This window comes from Clostridium punense, assembly GCF_017874425.1.
Taxonomy (GTDB): domain Bacteria; phylum Bacillota; class Clostridia; order Clostridiales; family Clostridiaceae; genus Clostridium_J; species Clostridium_J punense.
Genome location: NZ_JAGGLL010000084.1, coordinates 1 through 2144 on the forward strand (window position 1 = coordinate 1; position 2144 = coordinate 2144).

The 2144-nt window shown below is 29.3% G+C and carries 3 protein-coding genes; all 3 read left to right on the forward strand.

The features are described from left to right. The first annotated feature begins 194 nt into the window (after positions 1 to 194). Entirely contained in the window at positions 195 to 386 is a 192-nt protein-coding gene (locus J2Z44_RS21255) for a hypothetical protein (RefSeq protein WP_021282896.1), read from the forward strand. Between the two features lie 228 nt (positions 387 to 614). Beyond that, positions 615 to 1430 carry a GNAT family N-acetyltransferase gene (locus J2Z44_RS21260; protein ID WP_021282895.1) on the forward strand — a complete coding sequence of 272 codons (816 nt, stop codon included), beginning with the start codon at positions 615 to 617 and terminating at the stop codon, positions 1428 to 1430. Positions 1431 to 1606: 176 nt separating this feature from the next. Beyond that, on the forward strand, positions 1607 to 2074 hold the full coding sequence (locus tag J2Z44_RS21265) for an NAD(P)-binding domain-containing protein (protein WP_021282894.1): 468 nt from the start codon (positions 1607 to 1609) through the stop codon (positions 2072 to 2074). Positions 2075 to 2144 lie beyond the last annotated feature (70 nt).

Genomic DNA, 2144 nt, shown 5'->3' on the forward strand with positions numbered 1-2144 from the left:
TCGCATAATTTATTTTTATTATTTTGGATTTTTATATAGTTTTATATTAGTGGTATTTTTAGGGATGAATTTTCTTAATTAAAACATATATATATCAATTTTTAGTTGAAAAAGAAATTAATAGAGATAATCGAATAGAAGCCTTAGCCTTTTATAATAACTTTACTTTAAATCCTTTGGTAGAGGTTTTAAGAATGAAGTATAGTCCTTATAGATATAGTTTTAAATCAAGGTACGTGTATTATGATTTACCTAAGGAAGTAGTAAAGAACCTTGAGGAGCTTTATTTTATTACTGATGTTGAAGATTTAAGCTTAAAGCACAAAGAGGCTATAAGATGGTTCAATATAACTGTGGCTGAGCTTAAGGCGAATGACAGGGCTTAGTGCAAGCTACTATATGGGTTTCACCTGCTATAATTCACCACAGATACTGAAAACTACATGAATTTTACGGGAATCCTTACTAATTTTAAGAGTTGAAGCTTTATATTTTTCAATAATAAGCTTTGCTCTTTTCTTTTTTTGTGCAAATGGATTTTGTGGTATATACTATTCATAAAGCCTCATACAAAATATTCCAAAGTAGTTAGTTTTAAGTTGGGAGAGAATATCATGTATAAAGTAAATAGCGATTTTGAAATAGTAAAAGAAATATTTAGTTCAAGTAGTAAGAAGTTTGTTTTTCAGTCAATTATTGAAGGAAATACACCCGGAGAAATATACTTAAATAGTTTAATAAATCCTGAGTTATATGTAATTTTTGATAAAGGAAACTTCGTAATATATGTTGGTGGTGATACTACTGCTTACGAAGAATATATTCGGTGCATTGAGTACATTAGAGAGTATATATTAACTGAAGAGCTGAAGAAAGAATTCTATGACTATATTAAAATTTCTTATACATCAGATTTGTGGAAAAATGCACTGCTAGATACATTTAATGATTTAAAGGTTAGCCAAGATAGAAGAGCTTTGTATAAATATGATATAGCAAATATTCACTATAAAACTCCGGAAAATTTCTCATATGAAATTAAACCTATTAATGAAGAAGTGCTTAGGGATAGTAGCTTAGAGAATTTTGAATTATTAAAAGAAGAGATTTTGGGAATGTGGGGGAGTATTGAGGGGTTTATTAAAAATGGATTTGGATATTGTGCTGTTGATAGTAGAAAATTAATATCCTGGTGTACTGCTGAACTTGTTAGTAGAAATTACTGTGGAATAGGCATTGAGACTATTGAAGAAGAACAAAAGAAAGGTGTTGGAGCAGTTCTAGCTGAAAGCTTTCTTAAGGAATGTGCTATAAGAAACTTAATACCTTATTGGGATAGTTGGACAAGAAATTTAGGCTCCGTTAAAATAGCCGAGAAGGTTGGATTTTATAAAGTTGAAGAATATGACGTGCTTATAGTTGAATTTTAGGTAGTGAATACAAAGTTTTATAGGGTAAGGAAGGATTATGTACCCATATAAAACTATTATGATTAATATAACCAAAGACCAATTTCTAATTATTAATGAAATATAATTACTTTACACTATATAACAGTTATGTTAAATTTGTTCTATGGGTAGCATCGGAAGAGCTGCACCAGACTTTGAGTTTAAATATTATAAGGTATATATTTCATTTCAGGTATCATCATTACTTAAAAGAGGTGATATCTATTAGAATTGGTTTTATTGGTGCTGGAAAGGTTGGTTTTTCCCTAGGCAAGTATTTTGCTGAGAAGGGAGTAGAGGTTTCTGGATATTACAGTAAAAGTCCGGATTCTTCAAAGGAAGCTTCAGTGTTTACAGGTACGAGGCATTTCTTAAATATAGGTGATTTAATAAATCATAGTGATATTTTATTTATAACTACACCTGACGATGAAATATATAACAGTTGGTTAAAAATTAAAGAATTTAATATTCGGGGGAAGGCTATTTGTCATACCAGCGGTTCCCTTTCTTCAAACATTTTTTCTCATATTGAAAAGTCTGATGCATATGCTTATTCCATTCATCCCATATTTCCCATTTCACATAAATATGAAAGTTATAACTCATATTTCGCTGAATGAATTTCATTCAGCGATTATTTTTTTATTGATCGTTTTTTTTTTGGATTATTTTAATTAATTAACCTTAATA

Excerpts from the sequence above, each read along its gene's own strand:
- J2Z44_RS21260 (WP_021282895.1), top strand. The coding sequence starts at position 615 with ATGTATAAAGTAAATAGCGATTTTGAAATAGTAAAAGAAATATTTAGT.
- J2Z44_RS21255 (WP_021282896.1), top strand. The coding sequence starts at position 195 with ATGAAGTATAGTCCTTATAGATATAGTTTTAAATCAAGGTACGTGTAT.